At 65.1% G+C, this 18,029-nt stretch carries 17 protein-coding genes; 9 read left to right on the top strand and 8 right to left on the bottom strand.

The genetic code is table 11. The features are described from left to right. Nucleotide 1: 1 nt before the first annotated feature. Nucleotides 2–499 carry a YaiI/YqxD family protein gene (locus FXB41_RS23035; RefSeq protein ID WP_219683308.1) on the bottom strand — a complete coding sequence of 166 codons (498 nt, stop codon included), beginning with the start codon at nt 497–499 and terminating at the stop codon, nt 2–4. 141 nt (nt 500–640) lie between these two features. Between FXB41_RS23035 and FXB41_RS23030 the strand changes: the two genes are divergently transcribed. Then, on the top strand, nt 641–1,441 hold the full coding sequence (locus FXB41_RS23030) for a hypothetical protein (RefSeq protein ID WP_219683307.1): 801 nt from the start codon (nt 641–643) through the stop codon (nt 1,439–1,441). A 187-nt stretch (nt 1,442–1,628) separates the two neighbouring features. Here FXB41_RS23030 and FXB41_RS23025 read toward each other — a convergent pair whose 3' ends face one another. Further along, nucleotides 1,629–4,001, bottom strand: coding sequence for a xanthine dehydrogenase family protein molybdopterin-binding subunit (locus FXB41_RS23025; RefSeq protein ID WP_219683306.1), 2,373 nt, complete (start codon nt 3,999–4,001; stop codon nt 1,629–1,631). Between the two features lie 211 nt (nt 4,002–4,212). On the opposite strand from FXB41_RS23025, the gene FXB41_RS23020 reads away from it, so the two are divergent. Further along, on the top strand, nt 4,213–5,280 hold the full coding sequence (locus tag FXB41_RS23020) for a Ppx/GppA phosphatase family protein (protein ID WP_219683305.1): 1,068 nt from the start codon (nt 4,213–4,215) through the stop codon (nt 5,278–5,280). A 1-nt stretch (nt 5,281) separates the two neighbouring features. Next, complete coding sequence (locus FXB41_RS23015; RefSeq protein ID WP_007592230.1) at nt 5,282–5,968, top strand: RlmE family RNA methyltransferase; 687 nt, start codon at nt 5,282–5,284, stop codon at nt 5,966–5,968. Between the two features lie 104 nt (nt 5,969–6,072). Here FXB41_RS23015 and FXB41_RS23010 read toward each other — a convergent pair whose 3' ends face one another. Continuing rightward, a complete protein-coding gene (locus FXB41_RS23010) occupies nt 6,073–7,563 on the bottom strand; it encodes an MFS transporter (RefSeq protein WP_007592228.1) in 1,491 nt (496 codons plus the stop codon). Between the two features lie 390 nt (nt 7,564–7,953). Between FXB41_RS23010 and guaB the strand changes: the two genes are divergently transcribed. The 3 genes from guaB (at nt 7,954) to FXB41_RS22995 (ending at nt 11,164) form a co-directional block, all read left to right on the top strand. Beyond that, entirely contained in the window at nt 7,954–9,444 is a 1,491-nt protein-coding gene (guaB, locus tag FXB41_RS23005) for an IMP dehydrogenase (protein WP_007592224.1), read from the top strand. A 255-nt stretch (nt 9,445–9,699) separates the two neighbouring features. After that, nucleotides 9,700–10,722 carry an NADPH-dependent curcumin/dihydrocurcumin reductase gene (curA, locus tag FXB41_RS23000; RefSeq protein WP_219683304.1) on the top strand — a complete coding sequence of 341 codons (1,023 nt, stop codon included), beginning with the start codon at nt 9,700–9,702 and terminating at the stop codon, nt 10,720–10,722. Nucleotides 10,723–10,873: 151 nt separating this feature from the next. Further along, complete coding sequence (locus FXB41_RS22995; protein WP_219683303.1) at nt 10,874–11,164, top strand: hypothetical protein; 291 nt, start codon at nt 10,874–10,876, stop codon at nt 11,162–11,164. Between the two features lie 16 nt (nt 11,165–11,180). Here FXB41_RS22995 and FXB41_RS22990 read toward each other — a convergent pair whose 3' ends face one another. Further along, nucleotides 11,181–12,023, bottom strand: a complete 843-nt coding sequence (locus FXB41_RS22990; RefSeq protein WP_219683302.1) for a metallophosphoesterase family protein — start codon at nt 12,021–12,023, stop codon at nt 11,181–11,183. Between the two features lie 70 nt (nt 12,024–12,093). Further along, the gene (locus FXB41_RS22985; protein WP_246649063.1) at nt 12,094–12,711 is read right to left on the bottom strand and encodes an acriflavin resistance protein; all 618 of its coding nucleotides are present in this window, start codon (nt 12,709–12,711) and stop codon (nt 12,094–12,096) included. Between the two features lie 210 nt (nt 12,712–12,921). Here FXB41_RS22985 and FXB41_RS22980 point away from each other — a divergent pair, with 210 nt between their 5' ends. Both FXB41_RS22980 and FXB41_RS22975 read left to right on the top strand, forming a co-directional pair. After that, nucleotides 12,922–13,344 (top strand): MAPEG family protein, encoded by a 423-nt coding sequence (locus tag FXB41_RS22980; protein ID WP_007592199.1) that lies wholly within the window; start codon nt 12,922–12,924, stop codon nt 13,342–13,344. Nucleotides 13,345–13,378: 34 nt separating this feature from the next. Then, complete coding sequence (locus tag FXB41_RS22975; RefSeq protein ID WP_219683301.1) at nt 13,379–14,677, top strand: RsmB/NOP family class I SAM-dependent RNA methyltransferase; 1,299 nt, start codon at nt 13,379–13,381, stop codon at nt 14,675–14,677. Nucleotides 14,678–14,802: 125 nt separating this feature from the next. On the opposite strand, the gene FXB41_RS22970 is transcribed toward FXB41_RS22975, so the two are convergent. From FXB41_RS22970 to FXB41_RS22960, 3 genes are all read right to left on the bottom strand, one after another. Then, nucleotides 14,803–15,012, bottom strand: coding sequence for a cold-shock protein (locus tag FXB41_RS22970; protein WP_007592195.1), 210 nt, complete (start codon nt 15,010–15,012; stop codon nt 14,803–14,805). 259 nt (nt 15,013–15,271) lie between these two features. Next, entirely contained in the window at nt 15,272–15,604 is a 333-nt protein-coding gene (locus tag FXB41_RS22965) for a DHCW motif cupin fold protein (protein WP_219683300.1), read from the bottom strand. A 235-nt stretch (nt 15,605–15,839) separates the two neighbouring features. After that, a complete protein-coding gene (locus FXB41_RS22960) occupies nt 15,840–16,211 on the bottom strand; it encodes a nuclear transport factor 2 family protein (RefSeq protein WP_007592190.1) in 372 nt (123 codons plus the stop codon). A gap of 148 nt (nt 16,212–16,359) precedes the next feature. Here FXB41_RS22960 and guaA point away from each other — a divergent pair, with 148 nt between their 5' ends. Next, complete coding sequence (gene guaA, locus FXB41_RS22955; RefSeq protein ID WP_198288294.1) at nt 16,360–17,958, top strand: glutamine-hydrolyzing GMP synthase; 1,599 nt, start codon at nt 16,360–16,362, stop codon at nt 17,956–17,958. The last annotated feature ends 71 nt before the right edge of the window (nt 17,959–18,029 follow it).

Genomic DNA, 18,029 nt, shown 5'->3' with positions numbered 1-18,029 from the left:
CTCAGTCCTGTCTTGTTGCGGCCTGATCGGCGCGGCGGCGCTGGATGCGGCGGACGGTCTGGTCGAGCGTCGACAGAAACGTCGAGCGGTCGCGCGGCGAATAGGATTTCGGGCCGCCGGTGACTTCGCCGGCCGAGCGCAGATCGGTCATCAGGTTGCGGACCGCGAGCGTCATCCCGATCGACTCCTCGGTGAACGCCTTGCCGTTGGACGCAATCACATCGGCGCCGGCCTTCACGCAGCGGCTCGCGAGTGGAATATCCGAGGTAATGACGATATCGCCGGGCCCGGCACGTTCCGCGATCCAGTCATCGGCTGCGTCCATGCCCGACCCCGCGGCGACCCGCTCGATCAGCGGATCCTGGGGCACGCGGATGAAATTGCCCGCGACCACGCTCACGGGCAGGCCGTGTCTGCCGGCGACGCGATAGATCTCGTCCTTCACCGGACAGGCGTCGGCGTCGACATAGATGCGGGTGGTGTTTTGAGGGTTCGTCATTGTCCGTAGATGGGGCTTGCGAAGCGGTTCCGCAGCAGCCGCGTGGTAGCCCATTCGGGCCGCAAAGGCGAGGGGATTGACCCCGGTTCCTCAGGGCCTACGATCGGCCCGAAACGACAAGAAATTGGGGAAAGCCAAGCCATGCCGAACCGGCTCGAGACCTATCGTGTCGAGGCCTACAACACGGCCAAACAGTCCGAAAACAAGATGCATGACGACAATGTGGCGCGCCGCTTCGGGTTTTCCGGCGGGCTGGTCCCCGGCGTCGACGTCTTCGCCTACATGATGCATGTGCCGGTGGCGCGCTGGGGCCGCGATTTCCTGTCGCGCGGGCTGATCGAGGCGCGTTTCATCAAGCCGATCTATGACGGCGAGACCGCCGAAATCGATGCGACCGAGCACAACGGCCTGCTCACCATCGAGGTGTTCAGCCGCACCGAGCTCTGCGCGACGGGGACGGCGTCGCTGCCGGCGATTGCGACTGCGGTGTCGTTGAGCGACTATGTCGCAGTCCCAGCAGTCGCGGAGCGCAAGCCGGTCAGCCCGGCAACATTCGAGACCGGCAAATGGCTCGGTACGACGCCGCGCCGCTGGGCCGGGCAGGATGCCGCCGACTATCTCGCCGACATCCGTGAGGCCGATCCGATCTTCGCGCGCGAGGGGCTCGGCCACCCCGGCCTGATCCAGCGCGTCATGAACCGCGTGCTGGTGGACAACACCATTCTCGGCCCGTGGATCCATGTCGGCAGCCGCATGCAATTGGTGTCAGCCGCGCGCGCCGGCGACGAGATCACCGCGCGGGCAAAAGTCACCGCGAATTACGAGAAGAAAGGCCACCGCTTCGTCGAGCTCGACGCGCTGGTGGTCGCAAACGGCACGACGCCGCTGGCGCACTGCCAGCACACCGCGATCTACCAGCCGCGCGAGCAGGCGGCGGCGTAGGCACGGGGTAAGGGCACAGCGCGTCCTCACGCGCGCTGTCATTCCACGCGAAGGCGCGGAATCCAGTACGCTGAGGCATCTCCGTATCCCACGACCGTCTCTGGAATACTGGATCGTCCGCCCCAGTGCGCAAGTGCGCACAAGACGGACGATGACAGCGGTGTTTCTGGCGACGATGGAATGCCCTCTACGCCGCTTTCCCCTTCGCATCCTGGATCGCGCGCCACACACGCTCCGGCGTCAGCGGCATGTCGATGTGCTTGATGCCGTAGTCGGAGAGCGCGTCGATCACTGCGTTCACGACCGTGGACAGGCTGCCGGCGCAGCCGGCTTCGCCGCAGCCCTTGCTGCCGAGCGGATTGGTCGTGGCCGGCACCGGGTGGTCGCCGACAGTCATGTTCGGAACGTCCTCGGCGCGGGGCAGTGCGTAGTCCATCAGCGAGCCCGTGATCGGCTGGCCGCTCTCGTCGTAGCGAACGTGCTCCATCAGCGCCTGGCCGATGCCCTGGACGACGCCGCCATGGAGCTGGCCCGCGACCAGCAGCGGGTTGATCACCGTTCCGAAATCGTTGACCGCGCTGTAGCGCACGATCTGCACCACGCCGGTCTCGGGGTCGATCTCGACTTCGGCGACATGGCAGCCGTTCGGGAAGGCCGACGGCACCGGTTCGCTGGTGTGATCGACGTCGAGGCTGTCGGGCACGCCCTCAGGCATCTTGCTGTCATGCAGGCGTTTGGCGAGCTCCATGATGTCGACGCTGCGATCGGTGCCGGCGATCGTGAAACTGCCGCCTTCGAATTCGATGTCGGCTTCGGATGCCTCCAGCATGTGCGCGGCGGCGCGCTTGCCCTTTTCAATCACGAGCTTGGCGGCGCCCACGATCGCCATGCCGGTCGCGGTGATCGAGCGCGAGCCGCCGGTGCCATTGCCGGTGTGCACGATGTCGCTGTCGCCCTGCACCAGCTTGACGCTGTCGAAGGGGACGCCGAGCTGCTCGCACAGCACCTGCGCGAACGGCGTGGCGTGGCCCTGACCGTAATCGAGCGTACCGGTGATGAGCTGCACCGAGCCATCGGGATCGAACACGATCTTGCCGAGCTCGACGCCGGGAGGTGCGGTCACCTCCAGATAGGAACCGACAGCGATGCCACGCAGCTTGCCGGCCTTCTTGCTCTCCTTCTTGCGCTTGGCAAAGTTCTCGTGGTCGGAGATTTCGAGCGCCTTGTTGAAGACAGCCTGGAAGTCGCCGCTGTCATAGGTGACGCCGGAGGACGCGGCGAAGGGCATCTGGTTTTGCTTGATGAAGTTGCGCTTGCGCATCGTCAGGCGGTTGATGCCCATCTCGTCGGCGGCGCGGTCGATCAACCGTTCCATGTAGTAGTTGGCCTCGGGCCGTCCGGCCCCGCGATAGGCGCCCATCAGCGTGGTGTTGGTCAGCACCGTCTTGATATCGACGGCCATCAGCGGCGTGCGATAAACGCTGGAAAAGTTCTTGCTGGTGTTGAGCGAGAGCGGACTGGGAGCAACGCCAGTGATGTAGGCTCCGAGATTGCCGTAGCCCGAGAGCTTGGCGGCGAGGAAATGCCCCTCGGCGTCCAGCGCGAGCTCGGCGTGAATCTTCTGCGCACGGCCGTGGCTGTCGGACAAGAAGCTGGTCGAGCGTTCGTCCAGCCATTTCACCGGCCGCCCCAATTCCTTGGCCGCGTAAAGGATGCACATGTACTCGGGATAGTTGACGTTCTTCATGCCGAAGGACCCGCCGACATTGGCGGTGAGGATGCGCACCTTTTCGTTCGGCACCTTCAGGTTCTTGGCGAGGTTGGCGCGGTTGCCGGCGACGCCCTGCGTCGGCATCTGGATGGTGTAACGCTCGGTCTTCTTGTCGTAGGAGGCAAGGCCGGCGCGCGGCTCCATCGAGACCACGGCGACACGGGTGTTTTCGATGTCGACCTTGGTCACGTGAGCGGCGCCGGCGAAGGCCGCATTGACCTTCTCGATGTCGCCATAGTGGTAGTCGAGCGCGACATTGTTCGGGATGTGGTCGTAGAGCTGCGGCGCGCCGGGTTTGGCGGCTTGCTCGGGATCGGTCACCGCCGGCAACGGCTCGATGTCGAGCTCGACCGCCTCGGCCGCGTCGCGCGCCTGGGCCAGCGTCTCCGCCACCACGAAGGCGACGGGATCGCCGACGAAACGGACCTTGTCGGTTGCGAGCGGCTGGCGGTTGGTCTGGAGCAGGGGCGAGCCGTCGCGGCTCTTCAGCGGCAGGCCGCAGGTGAAGGGGCCGTAGCCGGCCGCATCGAGGTCTTTGCCGGTCCAGACCCCTAGCACGCCCGGTATCGCCCTGGCTGCGTCGACGTTGATGCCGCGAATGACGCCGTGGGCATGGGTCGAGCGGACGATCACGGCATAGGCCTGGCCGGGCAGGTTGAAATCGTCGGTGTAGCGGCCCTTGCCGCGCACCAGCGTATCGTCCTCCTTGCGGCGGACCGGCTGCCCGACACCATATTTTTGCAGTGCAATAGCGTTTTCGAGCGTGGAGGATTTGGTGTGTTCTTGCATGGAATTGACCTGAAAAGCCGGCAATTGCGCGGTTTTGGGGGGCGCCTGGGGACCGGACCCCTCAAAAATAACCCACCGGCCCGTTCACGACAACGCACGAATGGGCATGGTCCCATGTGATGCGTTGTTGCGCAGGATTGGTGCGCTGCTAATGTTTCAGGCGAAAAAGCAATTCCAGATCGGCCCAACCGGCCGCGGAAAGACAATTTGTATGAATGACCACACGCGGCTCCGCGACGGCCTTGCGCCGCACGGTGAGCTGGGGTCGATGGCGGCGGCGTTCGCCACTGAACCGGCCGTCGGCGCGCAAGCGCCGGGAACCGGCGTCTACGCGGCGCTCGACCTCGGCACCAACAATTGCAGGCTCCTGATCGCCTGTCCGACCCACGACGGCTTCCGCGTGGTCGATTCCTTCTCGCGCATCATCCGGCTCGGCGAGGGCGTCTCGGCAACGGGGTGCATCAGCGAGGCCGCGATCGAGCGCGCCATCGTGGCGCTCGGCATCTGCCGCGACAAGATCAACCTGCGCAAAGCGCGGCGGTTGCGGCTGATCGCCACCGAAGCCTGCCGCGCCGCCTCGAACGCCGAAGGCTTTCGCAGCCGCGTCGCTGCCGAGACCGGAATCGAGCTCGAGGTAATCGACCGCGAGACCGAGGCGGCGCTCGCCGTGCTCGGCTGCTCGCCGCTGGTCGATCCCAGGGGGCGCGGCGCAATCCTGTTCGACATCGGCGGCGGCTCGACCGAGCTGGTACGGATCGAGCGTGACGCCGCAAATCCGGAGCCGCGCATCAAAGCCTGGATGTCCATTCCATTCGGCGTGGTCACGCTTGCCGAGCAGTTCGGCGGACGCGACGTGACGCCGGAGATCTACGCCGCGATGGAGCGCGAGGTCGCCCATCACATCAGGCCGTTCGCCGAACAGCATGGCGGCGATCTCGCCGACATGCATCTGCTCGGCACCTCAGGCACGGTGACGACGCTCGCCGGCATCCATCTCAACCTCGCGCGCTACGACCGCCGCCGCATCGATAGCGTCTGGATGAACGATACCGACGTCACCGCGACTATCAACAAGCTGCTCGGCATGAGCTACGAGGAGCGCGCCGCCAACAGCTGCATCAGTATCGAGCGCGCCGATCTCGTGCTGGCCGGCTGCGCCATCCTCGACGCGATCCGCCGCGCCTTTCCGCTGCCGCGCCTGCGCGTCGCCGACCGGGGCCTCCGCGAAGGCATGCTGGTCGAGATGATGCGCGAAGACGGCGCGCTCAGGAGCTGGTGAGATGGCCAAGGACACCACCGGCCGCTTGCACGTCCAGGTCAAGACCCACGGCAAGCGAAAATTGTCGTCGAAGCTCTGGCTGGAGCGGCAGCTCAACGATCCCTATGTGGTGAAGGCGAAGGCGCTGGGTTATCGCTCGCGCGCCGCTTTCAAGCTGCTGGAGATCGACGACAAATACCGGCTACTCAAGCACGGCATGGCGGTGGTCGATCTCGGTGCGGCGCCGGGTGGCTGGAGCCAGATCGCCGCCAAGCGCGTCGGCTCGGTCGACGGCAAGGGCAAGGTCATCGCAATCGACCTGCTGGAAATCCCCGAAATCGCCGGCGTCGAGTTCGCGCAGCTCGACTTCATGGACAATGACGCGCCGGACAAGCTCAAGGCCATGCTCGACGGCGGCGCCGACATCGTGATGTCCGACATGGCCGCCAACACCACCGGCCACCGCAAGACCGACCAGCTTCGCATCGTCGGCCTGATCGAGACCGCCGCCGCGTTCGCCTGCGATGTGCTGAAGCCGGGCGGGACCTTCCTGGCGAAGGCGTTCCAGAGCGGCGCCGACGCCGAGCTGCTCGCCCAGCTCAAGCGCGATTTCGCAACAGTGCGTCACGTCAAGCCGGCCGCAAGCCGTGCAGATTCCTCGGAGCGCTACGTGCTGGCGACGGGATTTCGGGGCGGGGCGACGGAATAGCAACAAACTCCGTCATTGCGAGGAGCTCTTGCGACGAAGCAATCCAGACTGTCTCCGCGGAGGGATTCTGGATTGCTTCGCTTCGCTCGCAATGACGAGATAGGCTACCCCAGCCGCTGATCCCGCACGTCCTGGGTATCCTCGGTCGCGGCTTTGACGGCCGCCTTGGCCGCGCCCTTGCCGGCACCCTTGCGGCTCGCGATCTCCACGGCCTTGCGGCCGGAGACTTCGTGGCCGGCATCGGCGGGCATCTGCCAGAAGAACCAGCTCGATGCCGCCGAGGTGAGCGCGACCACGACGAAGGCCGGCGCGAACACGGTGGCGTTGAGCTCGCTGACGTGGCTGAGCCACATCGTCGTCTCCACGGACGCGGCGCCGACGGCGACGCCGGCCGAGACCGCGAGCTGCTGGTTGACGCTGACGAGCGTGGTGGCGCGGCTCATCTGCGCCTGCTCGACCTCGGCATAGGCAACCGTGTTGATCGCGGTGAACTCGAGCGAACGGAAGAAGCCGCCGACCACCAGGATGATCATGATGATCAGCAGCGGCGTCGTCACGGTGAAGAGGGCGCAGGCGGCGAGAAAGACGGCACTGATGATCGCGTTCACCGTCATCAGGTTGCGGAAGCCGAAGGCGCGGATGATGCGTGCGGCCAGCGCCTTCATGCCCATGGCGCCGAGCGAGGAGCCAAACGTGACGAGGCCGGACTTGAACGGCGAGAGGCCGAAGCCGATCTGCATCAGCAGCGGCAACAGGAACGGCAGCGCGCCGATGCCGAGCCGGAACATGAATCCGCCGAGAACGGCGGCGCGTAGCGTCGGCAGCCTCAGCAGCGTGAAGTCCAGCACCGGCGACCCCGTTCGCCGCGCGTGAAGGACATACAGTGTCATCGAGATTGATCCGCCGACGACCAGGGCGGCAACTGTGCTCCATGGCAGCAGATTGAGTCCGGCAACCGACAGCCCGAAGGCGATGCCGGCGAGCCCGAGGCCCGCGAGCACCATGCCGTAGAGGTCGAACGGCTCTCGTTCCTCGCTTTTGATGGGATCGATGAAGCGCAAGGCCATGAAGATGCCGAGCAACCCGATCGGGATGTTGATCAGGAAGATCCAGTGCCAGGACGCATAGGTCGTGATGAAGCCGCCGAGCGGCGGCCCGATCACGGGGCCGATCAGGGCAGGAACCGTCACCCACGCCATGGCATTGACCAGCGCGCTCTTATCGACCGACCGCAACAGCACGAGGCGCCCGACCGGCGTCATCATCGCCCCGCCCATGCCTTGCAGGATGCGCGCGAACACGAAATCGGTGACCGATGTCGAGAGCGCGCAGCCGACCGAGCCGACCATGAATACGCCGACGGCAATCGCAAACACCATGCGCGCGCCGAACCGGTCGGCGGTCCAGCCGCTCGCCGGGATGAACACCGCAAGCGACAGCAGATAGGAGGTGATCGCGAGCTTGAGCGTCAATGGGCTGGTGCCGATGTCGGCTGCGATCGCGGGCAGCGACGTGGCGATCACCGTCGAGTCCATGTTCTCCATGAAGAGAGCAGTGGCCACGATCAGCGGAATGACGCGTTGCTTGTCGACCATAACGGATTGGTAATGGAAATCGGAAGGAAGGGCGAGAATTGCGGCTTATCACCGGCACTGGGCCGCGACCATTGCGGATCGACGCATAGCACCTAAATCCTGCGTGACCCGAGGTGAGTGCGCCCGCGCCGGAGACCGTGATGATCGGCCGGCACGGGGACGCCGTTCGCCAGTACGAGGCGCCGCGAGGCTATCCCCCGCTGAATCTGCCTAAAAAGCCTGTGCATGGCTGGCCGGCGGTCCGATTTGCTTTGATTCGTCGTCCACCCGTGCTATCGACCCGCGTCAACCCCACCGATGGGCTCCGATTCTCCGGCGTTGCCGCAAGGTACGCCGAGGGCGGCGCTCATCCATAGCTATTTGCGGCAGGGCCGCGGAAGGAGTTGGCACATGGCCACCGTGCAACAAGGCATTCGCGAAGCCCTTACGTTCGACGACGTGCTGCTGAAGCCGGGCCTGTCCGACGTCATGCCGGGCGAGGTCGACATCCGCTCTCGCGTCACCCGCGCCATTCCGCTCAACATCCCGATCATGGCCTCCGCCATGGACACGGTCACCGAAGCCCGCATGGCGATCGCCATGGCGCAGGCCGGCGGCATCGGCGTCATCCACCGCAATTTCGATCCCGAAGGGCAGGCCGCCCAGGTGCGGCAGGTCAAGCGCTACGAGTCGGGCATGGTGGTGAACCCGCTCACCATCAGCCCCGACGCCACGCTGGACGACGCGCTCAAGCTGATGAGCGATCACGGTATCTCCGGCATTCCCGTCGTCACCGGTGCCGGCAAGTCCACGCCGGGCAAGCTGGTCGGCATCCTCACCAACCGCGACGTCCGCTTCGCCACCGACCGCCAGCAAAAAATCTCCGAGCTGATGACGCATGAAGGTCTCGTCACGGTGCGCGAGAATGTCAGCCAGGACGAGGCACGGCGGATGCTGCATCAGCACCGCATCGAGAAGCTGCTCGTGGTCGACGAGCAGTATCGCTGCGTCGGTCTGGTCACCGTGAAGGACATGGAGAAGGCGGTCGCCCATCCGCTGGCCTGCAAGGACGCGCAGGGCCGCCTGCGCGTCGCCGCCGCCACCACGGTCGGTGATAGCGGCTTCGAGCGCACCGAGCGGCTGATCGATGCGGGCGTCGATCTCGTCGTGGTCGACACCGCGCACGGTCATTCCCGTCACGTGCTCCATGCGGTCAACCGCATCAAGCGCCTGTCCAATTCCGTGCAGGTCGTTGCCGGCAACGTCGCGACCTCGGAGGGTGCGCAGGCGCTGATCGATGCTGGCGCGGACTGCATCAAGGTCGGCATCGGCCCGGGCTCGATCTGCACCACGCGCATCGTCGCCGGCGTCGGTGTGCCCCAGCTCACCGCGATCATGGATGCGGTGGAAGCGGCGAAGAAGTCCGACATCCCCGTGATCGCCGACGGCGGCATCAAGTTCTCCGGCGACCTTGCCAAGGCGCTTGCTGCCGGTGCCGACATCGCGATGGTCGGCTCGTTGCTCGCCGGCACCGATGAGACGCCCGGTGAGGTGTTCTTGTGGCAGGGCCGCTCCTATAAGGCCTATCGCGGCATGGGTTCGGTCGGCGCGATGGCGCGCGGCTCGGCCGACCGCTACTTCCAGCAGGACATCAAGGACACGCTCAAGCTCGTGCCCGAAGGCATAGAAGGCCAGGTGCCTTACAAGGGCCCGGTCGGCAACGTCATGCACCAGCTCGCCGGCGGCCTGCGCGCCGCGATGGGCTATGTCGGTGCAGGCACGCTCCAGGACTTGCACAAGAAGGCGCAGTTCGTGCGTATCACCGGCGCGGGCCTGCGCGAGAGCCACGTCCACGACGTCACCATTACGCGCGAGGCGCCGAACTATCCGGGCGGGGGTTAGGCGCTCCACATTCCGCTGTCATGCCCCGGCTTGACCGGGGCATCCAGTACGCCGCGGCCTCTCGGCTCAACCACGACCGCCTCTGGAATAGTGGATCGCCCGATCAAGTCGGGCGATGACAGCGAGGGCGCGGTTGGTGTGTACCAAACTCCATTTGCGGCGCTGTCCTGCAACTACGCTCCGTCGCTTTTGTATTGACGTGCTCCGCTCCCTCCGCTTCCGTTCGCGCCGAAGCATAATCAGGAGGAAGCCAACATGTCCCAAGGCAAACGCATCGTTCTCGCGGCGCGTCCCGTCGGCGAGCCAAAGCCGTCCGATTTCCGCATCGAGGAATTCGCTGTACCGACGCCCGCCGCAGGCGAAGTCCTGCTGCGCACGATCTGGCTCTCGCTCGATCCCTATATGCGCGGGCGCATGAGCGACGGTCCGTCCTACGCGACCCCGGTGCCGGTCGGCGGCGTGATGGAAGCCGGTACGGTCTGCGAGGTCGCAGCCTCCAACAATCCGAACTTCGCCAAGGGCGACATCGTACTCTCGCGCGCGGGCTGGCAGACGCACGCGATCTCCGACGGCAAGGGGCTGAACAAGATCGACCCGAAGCTCGCGCCGATCTCGACGGCCGTCGGCGTGCTGGGCATGCCCGGCATGACCGCCTACACGGGCCTGCTCGATATCGGCAAGCCGCAAGCGGGCGAGACCGTCGTCGTCGCCGGTGCCTCCGGTGCGGTCGGTTCGGCCGTGGGACAGATCGCGAAGATCAAGGGCGCACGCGCGGTTGGAATCGCCGGCGGCAAGGACAAATGTGATTTCGTCGTGAAGGAGCTCGGCTTCGACGCCTGCATCGATCACCGCGATCCCGATCTCGCGGCGAAGCTGAAGGACGCCTGCCCGAAAGGCATCGACGTCTATTTCGAGAATGTCGGCGGCGCCGTGTTCGAGGCGGTCTTCCCGCTGCTCAATGCGTTTGCGCGCGTACCCGTCTGCGGCCTCATCGCCCACTACAACGACACTGAAGCGAAGCCGCCGAAATGGGCCGCCAGCATGATGCGCGCGACGCTGACCAAGCGGCTGACCTTCCGCGGCTTCATCGTCTCCGACTTCGCCTCCCGCCATGGCGACTTCCTGCGCGACATGTCCGGCTGGGTCCGCGAGGGCAAGGTCAAGTACAAGGAGTTCGTCACCGAGGGCCTGGAGAGCGCGCCTGAGGCCTTCATGGGCCTTCTGAAGGGGGCCAATTTCGGCAAGCAGCTGGTGCGGGTCGGGCCGGACAAAGCTTGATCGGCCGCCTCGGCCCCCCTCGGGGGCCGGGTATGGTTAACAAATAGTGACCGATCGGCCACACCCGCCCGCAAAAGCCGCGGGTGTGACCGTCGGTTCATTGACGGGCTCGCGAAGGCATTGAATCATTGCGCATATTTCAGGTGCGATGATGTTAGAGCTTGTTGTTTTCTGCGTAATCCTTGTGGCCGCCGGTTATTGGGCGACGATGTTTGTCATGGGCCGTCGCGACGACGTGATTCATGGCAAGTTCGTCCATACCGAGGACGTGTTCGCGCTATCTGCGATGCCCACACCCACGCCGCCATTCCCCAAGCGCCCGGTCAAAGCCGCGCGGCCTGCCATTATTCAGCCCGCCAACACCGGGGCCAAACCGGTGAACAGCGACGCGCTGCAGTCCTTGCTTGCCGCGATCCAGCAGGATCTCAAGAGCGTCGCTTGAGCAGCCATGGGAAGCGCTAATGCGCACCGCCCATCTGGGCGAGCAGCTCCTCGATATCGATATCGACCTGGCCGGCGGCCCTGACGTGGCGAACCTCGAAGGCGTCGGGCTGGAAGCGGTACTCCACGAGCCCGACCTCCTTGATCGCGATCCGGTCCTGGCGCTTGTCGTTGATCTTGAAGCCGGCCGAGGGCGCCCAGACGTGGCGGGTGTGGCGCCAGGTGAAGTCGCGCCGCTGGTGCACGTGACCGCTGGCGATGAGGCGCAGGTCGACATGCGCAAACATCCCGATCAGCCGCGCGCGTGCCGGCTGCGGCACGTAGCGGATCGAGGTCTCCGGCGTCTCGGGGTCGTCGGGCAGGTTGAGAAACAGCGGCTTGTGTACGAACAGCGCGACCGGCCTGCCGTTCGTGCGCGAAACTTCCGAGGCGAGCCAGTCGAACTGCTCGGCCTCGAAGGCGAGCCCTGAATTCATCACCAGCGAATTGACACCGATGAAGCACCAGCCCGCGGCCTCGAACGACCAATGGTCCTCGCCGATGATCTCGCGGAATTGCTGGCGATGCGCTTCCGCGACCGGCGGCTTCGGCGCAGGGCCGATCGCGGTCGGATTGTCGCCGATGTCGTGATTGCCGGGGATGTAGCGGCAGGCGACGGGCAGGGCATCGTGCAGGGCCTTGGCGAATTCGACATCGTCGCGGCTGGTCGGCCCGTCGAACGAGACATCGCCGGTGTTGACGACGAGATCGGGCCTATCGGTGTCGATATGCTCACTGAGCGCCTGGAAGTTTGCGATCAGGCCGGGGAAGCGCCGGCCAAGATGGGTGTCGGAGATCTGCGTCAGGCGAAATTCGGACATGTATCGATCATAGGCCACGCCCGACGTCGGAACGATGACGGCGGGTCCGCGGTCAGCGATCGAACAAAGTTTAAAGCACGCGATAGCGGATCGTGTAGGCGTCCTGCGGCGCGACCGGGCTTGCCAGCGGCGAGGCGATGCGGTCGGCGAGGTGCCAAGGACCGAACTGAGGACCGAACTGAGGGCCGAACTGCTCGGAGCGATGCGGCTCGGCCGGCAGGCGAAGGCGGAATTCGAAGGTGCCCTTGCCGGGCAGGTTCACGACCAGCACGCGGTCCGCGGTGCGGTGGTTGAGCGCCACCGCGCCGCGCAGCACGGAGCGGCCATCACCGAGCTCCTTCACGCCCTCGACCAGCGCCAGCGTCTGGTTGCGGTCGGTATGCAGCTCGATCTGGGTGTCGGTCGCCGCCGCCAAGGTCTCCCTGGGCATGCTGATCTCGAACTCGACCGCGGGTTTCGATGGATTGAGGCCGAGATAGGCCAGCGCGGCATGGCGCATGTCGTAGGCGGCAAACGCGAACAGCGCGAGGGCGGCGAGCGCAGCGACGCCGTGCCTGAGGACATCTCGCCAGGTCCGATAGCTCATTCGGAAGTAGACCGTCATCGCCAGCGCCACCGCAAGCGCCGTCGCGATGCCGGCCAGCGCCGACATCAGGATGCCGAACTGCCCGTCGGCGGACTCGGTCAAAGCGCCGGTCAGGCTGGCATCAGGCTGAAGAGGGTGTTCATGGCGGTCTCTCGCCTTGCGCGCCCCGAGGGGCAAAATCGCTTTAACTGTCGACCGTTGGTCGCCTCATCGGGAACGCCGGTTCAACTCGTTGATTGTCAGGACCAGCGGTGACCGCTAAGGGACGCTAGCTATGCCTTCCGCCGGATGGGAAAATCCCGGGAAATTCCGATGTCCATTCAAATGGTTTTGCTGCCGGTCTTCGTGCAGGTCGGTCTCACCTTCGCGCTCCTGATCGCCATGGCGATGGGACGCCGGCGCGCGCTCGTCTCCGGCGAGACCAAGAGCCGCGACATTGCGCTCGGCGAGCCCAACTGGCCCAAGGGCGCCACACAAATCGCCAATTGCTACCGCAACCAGTTCGAGCTGCCGGTGCTGTTCTACGCCCTGATCGCGCTGGCGCTCCCGTTGCGCCATGCCGATCTGTTCATCGTGCTGATGTCCTGGGTGTTCGTGGTGACGCGCTTCGTCCATGCCGGAATCTTCGTCTCCTCCAACAATCTCGGCCGCCGCTCCACGATCTGGCTCGCCGGCGTGCTTGTCCTGCTCGCGATGTGGATCTACTTCGCGTTGAAAATGCTGTTGCTGATCTAGGCGCTACTCGCCGATCCTGATCTGAAAGATTCAAATGACTCCCGCTGCCCGGCTGTCCGCAGCCATCGAACTGATCGACACCATCGAGAAAGACCGCGTGCCTGCGGCCAAGGCGCTGAAGGAGTGGGGCACCGCGCACCGCTTCGCCGGCTCCGGCGACCGCGCCGCCATTGCCGGCCTCGTCTGGGACGTGCTGCGCCGCTACGCCTCGAGCGCCTACCTGATGGATTCGAACACCGCGCGGTCGCGGCTGATCGGCATGCTTCGCCTCGAGCGCAACATGGATACGGCCACGATGGCCGCGCTGTTCGACGGCAGCCGCTTTGCCCCGGCGCCGTTGACCGAGGCCGAGCAGGCCGCGCTCGCCTCGCGGTCGCTGGAAGGTGCCCCGGCCGCGATCGCCGGCGACTATCCGGAATGGCTGGATCCGTACTTGGCAAAAGCCTTCGGCGACGAGCGCGTCGCGGAGGCGGCCGCGATGGCGAGCCGGGCGCCGCTCGACCTGCGCGTCAACACGCTAAAATCCAATCGCGACAAGGTGCTGGGGGCGCTTGCTCATCTTCATGCAAAACCGACGCAGTGGTCCGCAACCGGCCTGCGCATCGAGCTTTCGGCCGATGCACGCAACCCCGGCATCCAGGCCGAAGAGGATTTCATCAAGGGCGCCATCGAAGTGCAGGATGAGGGGTCGCAGCTTGCGGCTGCCTTGACCGCGGCAAAACCCGGCGAGCAGGTGATCGATCTCTGTGCGGGGGCCGGCGGCAAGACGTTGGCGCTCGCCGCGATGATGCAGGGCAAGGGCCGGCTGATCGCGACCGACAGCGACAAGCGGCAGCTTGCGCCGATCCACGACCGCCTGTCGCGCGCCGGCGTCCACAATGCCGATGTGCGCACGCCCAAGGGCGAGGCCGATCCGCTGGCCGAGATCAGCGCCACCGCCGACCTCGTCGTGATCGACGCGCCCTGCACGGGAACCGGAACCTGGCGCCGCAACCCCGATGCCAAATGGCGCATGCGCCCGGGCGCCCTGGAGATTCGCTTGCGGGACCAGACCGAGGTGCTCGAGCGCGCGGTTCCGCTGGTCAAGGCCGGCGGCCGCATCGCCTACATCACCTGCTCGGTGCTTTCGGAGGAGAACGGCGAGCAGGTGAGGGCGTTCACTGGCCGCCATCCTGAGTTCGCGGTGGTGCCGCCAGAGCAGACCGCGAGCGTGCTCTGGGACAAGGCGGAGGAGTTTGCGCAAGCCGCGCTGCAATCGCCGGAAGGCTGGCTGATGACGCCGCGGCGGACCGGGACGGACGGGTTCTTCGTCTCGGTCTTGAAGAAGGCATAGCCCTCCCCGTCACCGCGGGTTGCGGCGGCCCCCAAAACAAAAACCCCGCAAACCGGAACCCGGTCGCGGGGTTTTCTAACTTGACGTTCTGCCGGTACGTCCGTGGTCAGAACGGTGCGCTGGCGTTAGCCGACGCGGAGATTGTCAGCCGAGGACTTGCCGCTGCGACGATCGGCGACGATGTCGAACGAGACCTTCTGGCCCTCATTGAGGGTCGACAGGCCGGCGCGCTCGACGGCGCTGATGTGCACGAACACGTCCTTGTCGCCGTCATCCGGCTGAATGAAACCAAAACCCTTTTGATTGTTGAACCACTTCACGGTGCCCATAGCCATGGGAATTTCCTTTGCTTAAGAAGTTAACACGCGGACCGGTACGCACTATTGCGCCCATAGTCCTGATCAGTCGATGTTGGAGAAATCATCTGAAGCGTGCGCGCCCGTCAGCAACGAAGCGAAGCGGCCCAGTCGTTCGGCCAAGTATCGATGATCACAATATAGCGAGATTTTGGGGCCACTTCAAGGCACCACCCGTCGCTCGGAATGTCGCCGCATTTTGCTATTTTGCGGTGCAAATTAACCCTTCCGGGGCGCCTCAATCGACGATAAACAGCGTCGCCCCCGTCGCGGTCGAGGACCGGTGCGCTGCGTCGCCGAAATCCGAGACCTGATAGCTCATCCCCGCCGTGAGCTTGAACTTGCGGCCGTCGCGCAGCTCGCTGTCGAGCTCGCCCTGCAGCACGTAGAGCACGTGGCCGCGGTCGCACCAATGGTCGGCGAGATAGCCCGGCGTATATTCGACCATCCGCACCCGGAGATCGCCGATGTTGAGCGTGCGCCACTGGGCTTGCCCGGTCTCGCCGGGATGGATGGTCGGCTCGACCTTGCTCCAGTCGGTGACGGTGAAGGGGGAGGTGGGGAGCTTCATGGGGAGGGTCCTGTCTCGGTGCCGGCGCCGGTGTTGTTAGCGTATGCGCTCGCCACAGTCTCCGTCATTGCGGCGCCCGCACTATCGCGCTTGGGGCATGCTCACGCCTGACACGCGCTGTCATCGCCCGCGAAGGCGGGCGATCCAGTATTCCAGAGGCCGCACTAATTGAATCGACAGGCCGTAGCGTACTGGATTCCCCGCCTTCGCGGGGAATGACAGCGGTGGGTGAGCGTCAGCCCACCAAATGATTCGCCGATCCCTGCACGATCTTTCCGGCCGCATTCACCCGCAGATATTCGCAGATCCGCTTTCCCCGCTCGTTCTCGTAGAACACCACCACGCTATCTGGGCTGACGAACAATTCGATGAGCGAGAAATGCAGCTCCGGCAACAGGGCGAGCGCCTTGCTCCAATAGGCCCGCAACGAATCCTTGCCGCGGACGGTGCCGCTTTCATCGAATCCCATCGCGGGGATGCGGTCCGAGGTCATCACGACGTCCTCGGCATAGAGCGTGAGCACGCGCTCGAGATCGCGTGCGTTCCAGGCCTCGACCCAGGTGCGGCCGAGCGCGGCGAGATTCGACGGCTGATGATGGTGTGGCATGACGTTCTCCCTGATCGGCCCTTGGTGAGTGGCGGGCCATATTAGGTCAATGATACTTACCTATATCGATTTGTCCATGCCCAAAGAAGAATGTGGGCGCGCGGCCCGCGCGGTTGCGGGAAAAGCCCCCGTCGCGTATCTGCTTGCCATGACAGCAGCACAGACCGACCGCTCCGCGTCGACGCCCTCGGTGGCCTCGGCGCACGACAAGATTCTCATCGTCGACTTCGGCAGCCAGGTGACGCAGCTGATCGCGCGTCGCGTGCGCGAGGACGGCGTCTATTGCGAGATCGTCCCGTTCAACAAGGCCGAACAGGCCTTCAACGAGATGAAGCCGAAGGCGGTGATTCTCTCCGGCGGCCCTGAATCGGTGCATGAGGCCGGCTCGCCCCGCGCGCCGCAAGCGATCTTCGATTCCGGCGTGCCCGTGATGGGCATCTGCTACGGCCAGATGGCCATGGCGGAGCAGCTCGGGGGCACCGTCGAGGGCGGCCATCACCGCGAATTCGGCCGCGCCGATGTCGAGGTGAAGGCGCCGAGCAAGCTGTTCGAGGACGTCTGGTCACCAGGCGGCAAGAACCAGGTCTGGATGAGCCACGGCGACCGCATCACCAAGATGCCGCCGGGCTTCTCGGTGGCCGGCACCTCGCCGAACGCGCCGTTCGCGATCATCCAGGACGAGACGCGCAAATATTACGGCCTGATGTTCCACCCCGAAGTGGTGCACACGCCCGATGGCGCCAAGCTGATCCGCAATTTTGTCCGCAAGATCGCCGGCCTTTCCGGCGACTGGACGATGCGCGCCTTCCGCGAGGAGGAGATCGCCAAGATCCGCGCCCAGGTCGGCAAGGGCAGGGTGCTTTGCGGCCTCTCCGGGGGCGTCGATTCCGCGGTCGCGGCCGTGCTGATCCACGAAGCGATCGGCGAGCAACTCACTTGCGTGTTTGTCGACCACGGCATGCTGCGCCTCGACGAAGCCAAGACCGTGGTCGATCTGTTCCGCCACCACTACAACATCCCGCTCGTGCACGTGGATGCCTCGAAGCAGTTTTTGGGCGAGCTCGAAGGCGTCACCGACCCGGAAGTGAAGCGCAAGACCATCGGCCGCCTCTTCATCGAGGTATTCGAGGCGGAGGCCAAGAAGATCGGCGGCGCCGACTTCCTCGCGCAAGGCACGCTCTATCCTGATGTGATCGAGAGCGTCTCCTTCACCGGCGGCCCCTCGGTGACGATCAAGTCGCACCACAATGTCGGCGGTCTCCCCGAGCGCATGAACATGAAGCTCGTCGAGCCCCTGCGCGAGCTGTTCAAGGACGAGGTGCGCAAGCTCGGTCGCGAGCTCGGCCTGCCCGAAATCTTCGTCGGCCGCCACCCGTTCCCAGGCCCCGGCCTCGCCATCCGCTGCCCCGGCGACATCACGCGCGAAAAACTCGATATCCTGCGCAAGGCCGACGCCGTCTACATCGACCAGATCCGGAAGCACGGCCTCTACGACGACATCTGGCAGGCTTTTGCGGTGCTGCTCCCGGTCAAGACAGTCGGCGTCATGGGCGACGGCCGCACCTACGACTTCGTCGTGGGCCTGCGCGCCGTCACCTCAACCGACGGCATGACCGCGGATTTCTACCAGTTCGATATGAAGTTCTTGGGCGAGACCGCCACGCGCATCATCAACGAGGTGAAGGGCGTGAATAGGGTGGTGTACGACGTGACGAGCAAGCCGCCGGGGACGATTGAGTGGGAATAGGGGGATAGCGGCGGCCCGATTGGCCTTGTTAATGCCGTCGGAGTAATGCTCTGCCAGTAGGATGGGTAGAG

The sequence above is a fragment of the Bradyrhizobium canariense genome, from assembly GCF_019402665.1.
GTDB classification, from domain to species: Bacteria; Pseudomonadota; Alphaproteobacteria; order Rhizobiales; family Xanthobacteraceae; genus Bradyrhizobium; species Bradyrhizobium canariense.
Note: the sequence above shows the minus strand (reverse complement) of the source record. Positions and strands in the feature narration are given on the sequence as shown.

Excerpts from the sequence above, each read along its gene's own strand:
- FXB41_RS23015 (WP_007592230.1), top strand. The coding sequence starts at position 5,282 with ATGGCCAAGGACACCACCGGCCGCTTGCACGTCCAGGTCAAGACCCAC.
- guaA (WP_198288294.1), top strand. The coding sequence starts at position 16,360 with ATGACAGCAGCACAGACCGACCGCTCCGCGTCGACGCCCTCGGTGGCC.
- FXB41_RS23035 (WP_219683308.1), bottom strand. The coding sequence starts at position 499 with ATGACGAACCCTCAAAACACCACCCGCATCTATGTCGACGCCGACGCC.
- curA (WP_219683304.1), top strand. The coding sequence starts at position 9,700 with ATGTCCCAAGGCAAACGCATCGTTCTCGCGGCGCGTCCCGTCGGCGAG.
- FXB41_RS23010 (WP_007592228.1), bottom strand. The coding sequence starts at position 7,563 with ATGGTCGACAAGCAACGCGTCATTCCGCTGATCGTGGCCACTGCTCTC.
- FXB41_RS22975 (WP_219683301.1), top strand. The coding sequence starts at position 13,379 with ATGACTCCCGCTGCCCGGCTGTCCGCAGCCATCGAACTGATCGACACC.
- FXB41_RS23025 (WP_219683306.1), bottom strand. The coding sequence starts at position 4,001 with ATGCAAGAACACACCAAATCCTCCACGCTCGAAAACGCTATTGCACTG.
- guaB (WP_007592224.1), top strand. The coding sequence starts at position 7,954 with ATGGCCACCGTGCAACAAGGCATTCGCGAAGCCCTTACGTTCGACGAC.
- FXB41_RS22980 (WP_007592199.1), top strand. The coding sequence starts at position 12,922 with ATGTCCATTCAAATGGTTTTGCTGCCGGTCTTCGTGCAGGTCGGTCTC.
- FXB41_RS22970 (WP_007592195.1), bottom strand. The coding sequence starts at position 15,012 with ATGGCTATGGGCACCGTGAAGTGGTTCAACAATCAAAAGGGTTTTGGT.
- FXB41_RS22965 (WP_219683300.1), bottom strand. The coding sequence starts at position 15,604 with ATGAAGCTCCCCACCTCCCCCTTCACCGTCACCGACTGGAGCAAGGTC.
- FXB41_RS22995 (WP_219683303.1), top strand. The coding sequence starts at position 10,874 with ATGTTAGAGCTTGTTGTTTTCTGCGTAATCCTTGTGGCCGCCGGTTAT.
- FXB41_RS23020 (WP_219683305.1), top strand. The coding sequence starts at position 4,213 with ATGAATGACCACACGCGGCTCCGCGACGGCCTTGCGCCGCACGGTGAG.
- FXB41_RS23030 (WP_219683307.1), top strand. The coding sequence starts at position 641 with ATGCCGAACCGGCTCGAGACCTATCGTGTCGAGGCCTACAACACGGCC.
- FXB41_RS22960 (WP_007592190.1), bottom strand. The coding sequence starts at position 16,211 with ATGCCACACCATCATCAGCCGTCGAATCTCGCCGCGCTCGGCCGCACC.
- FXB41_RS22990 (WP_219683302.1), bottom strand. The coding sequence starts at position 12,023 with ATGTCCGAATTTCGCCTGACGCAGATCTCCGACACCCATCTTGGCCGG.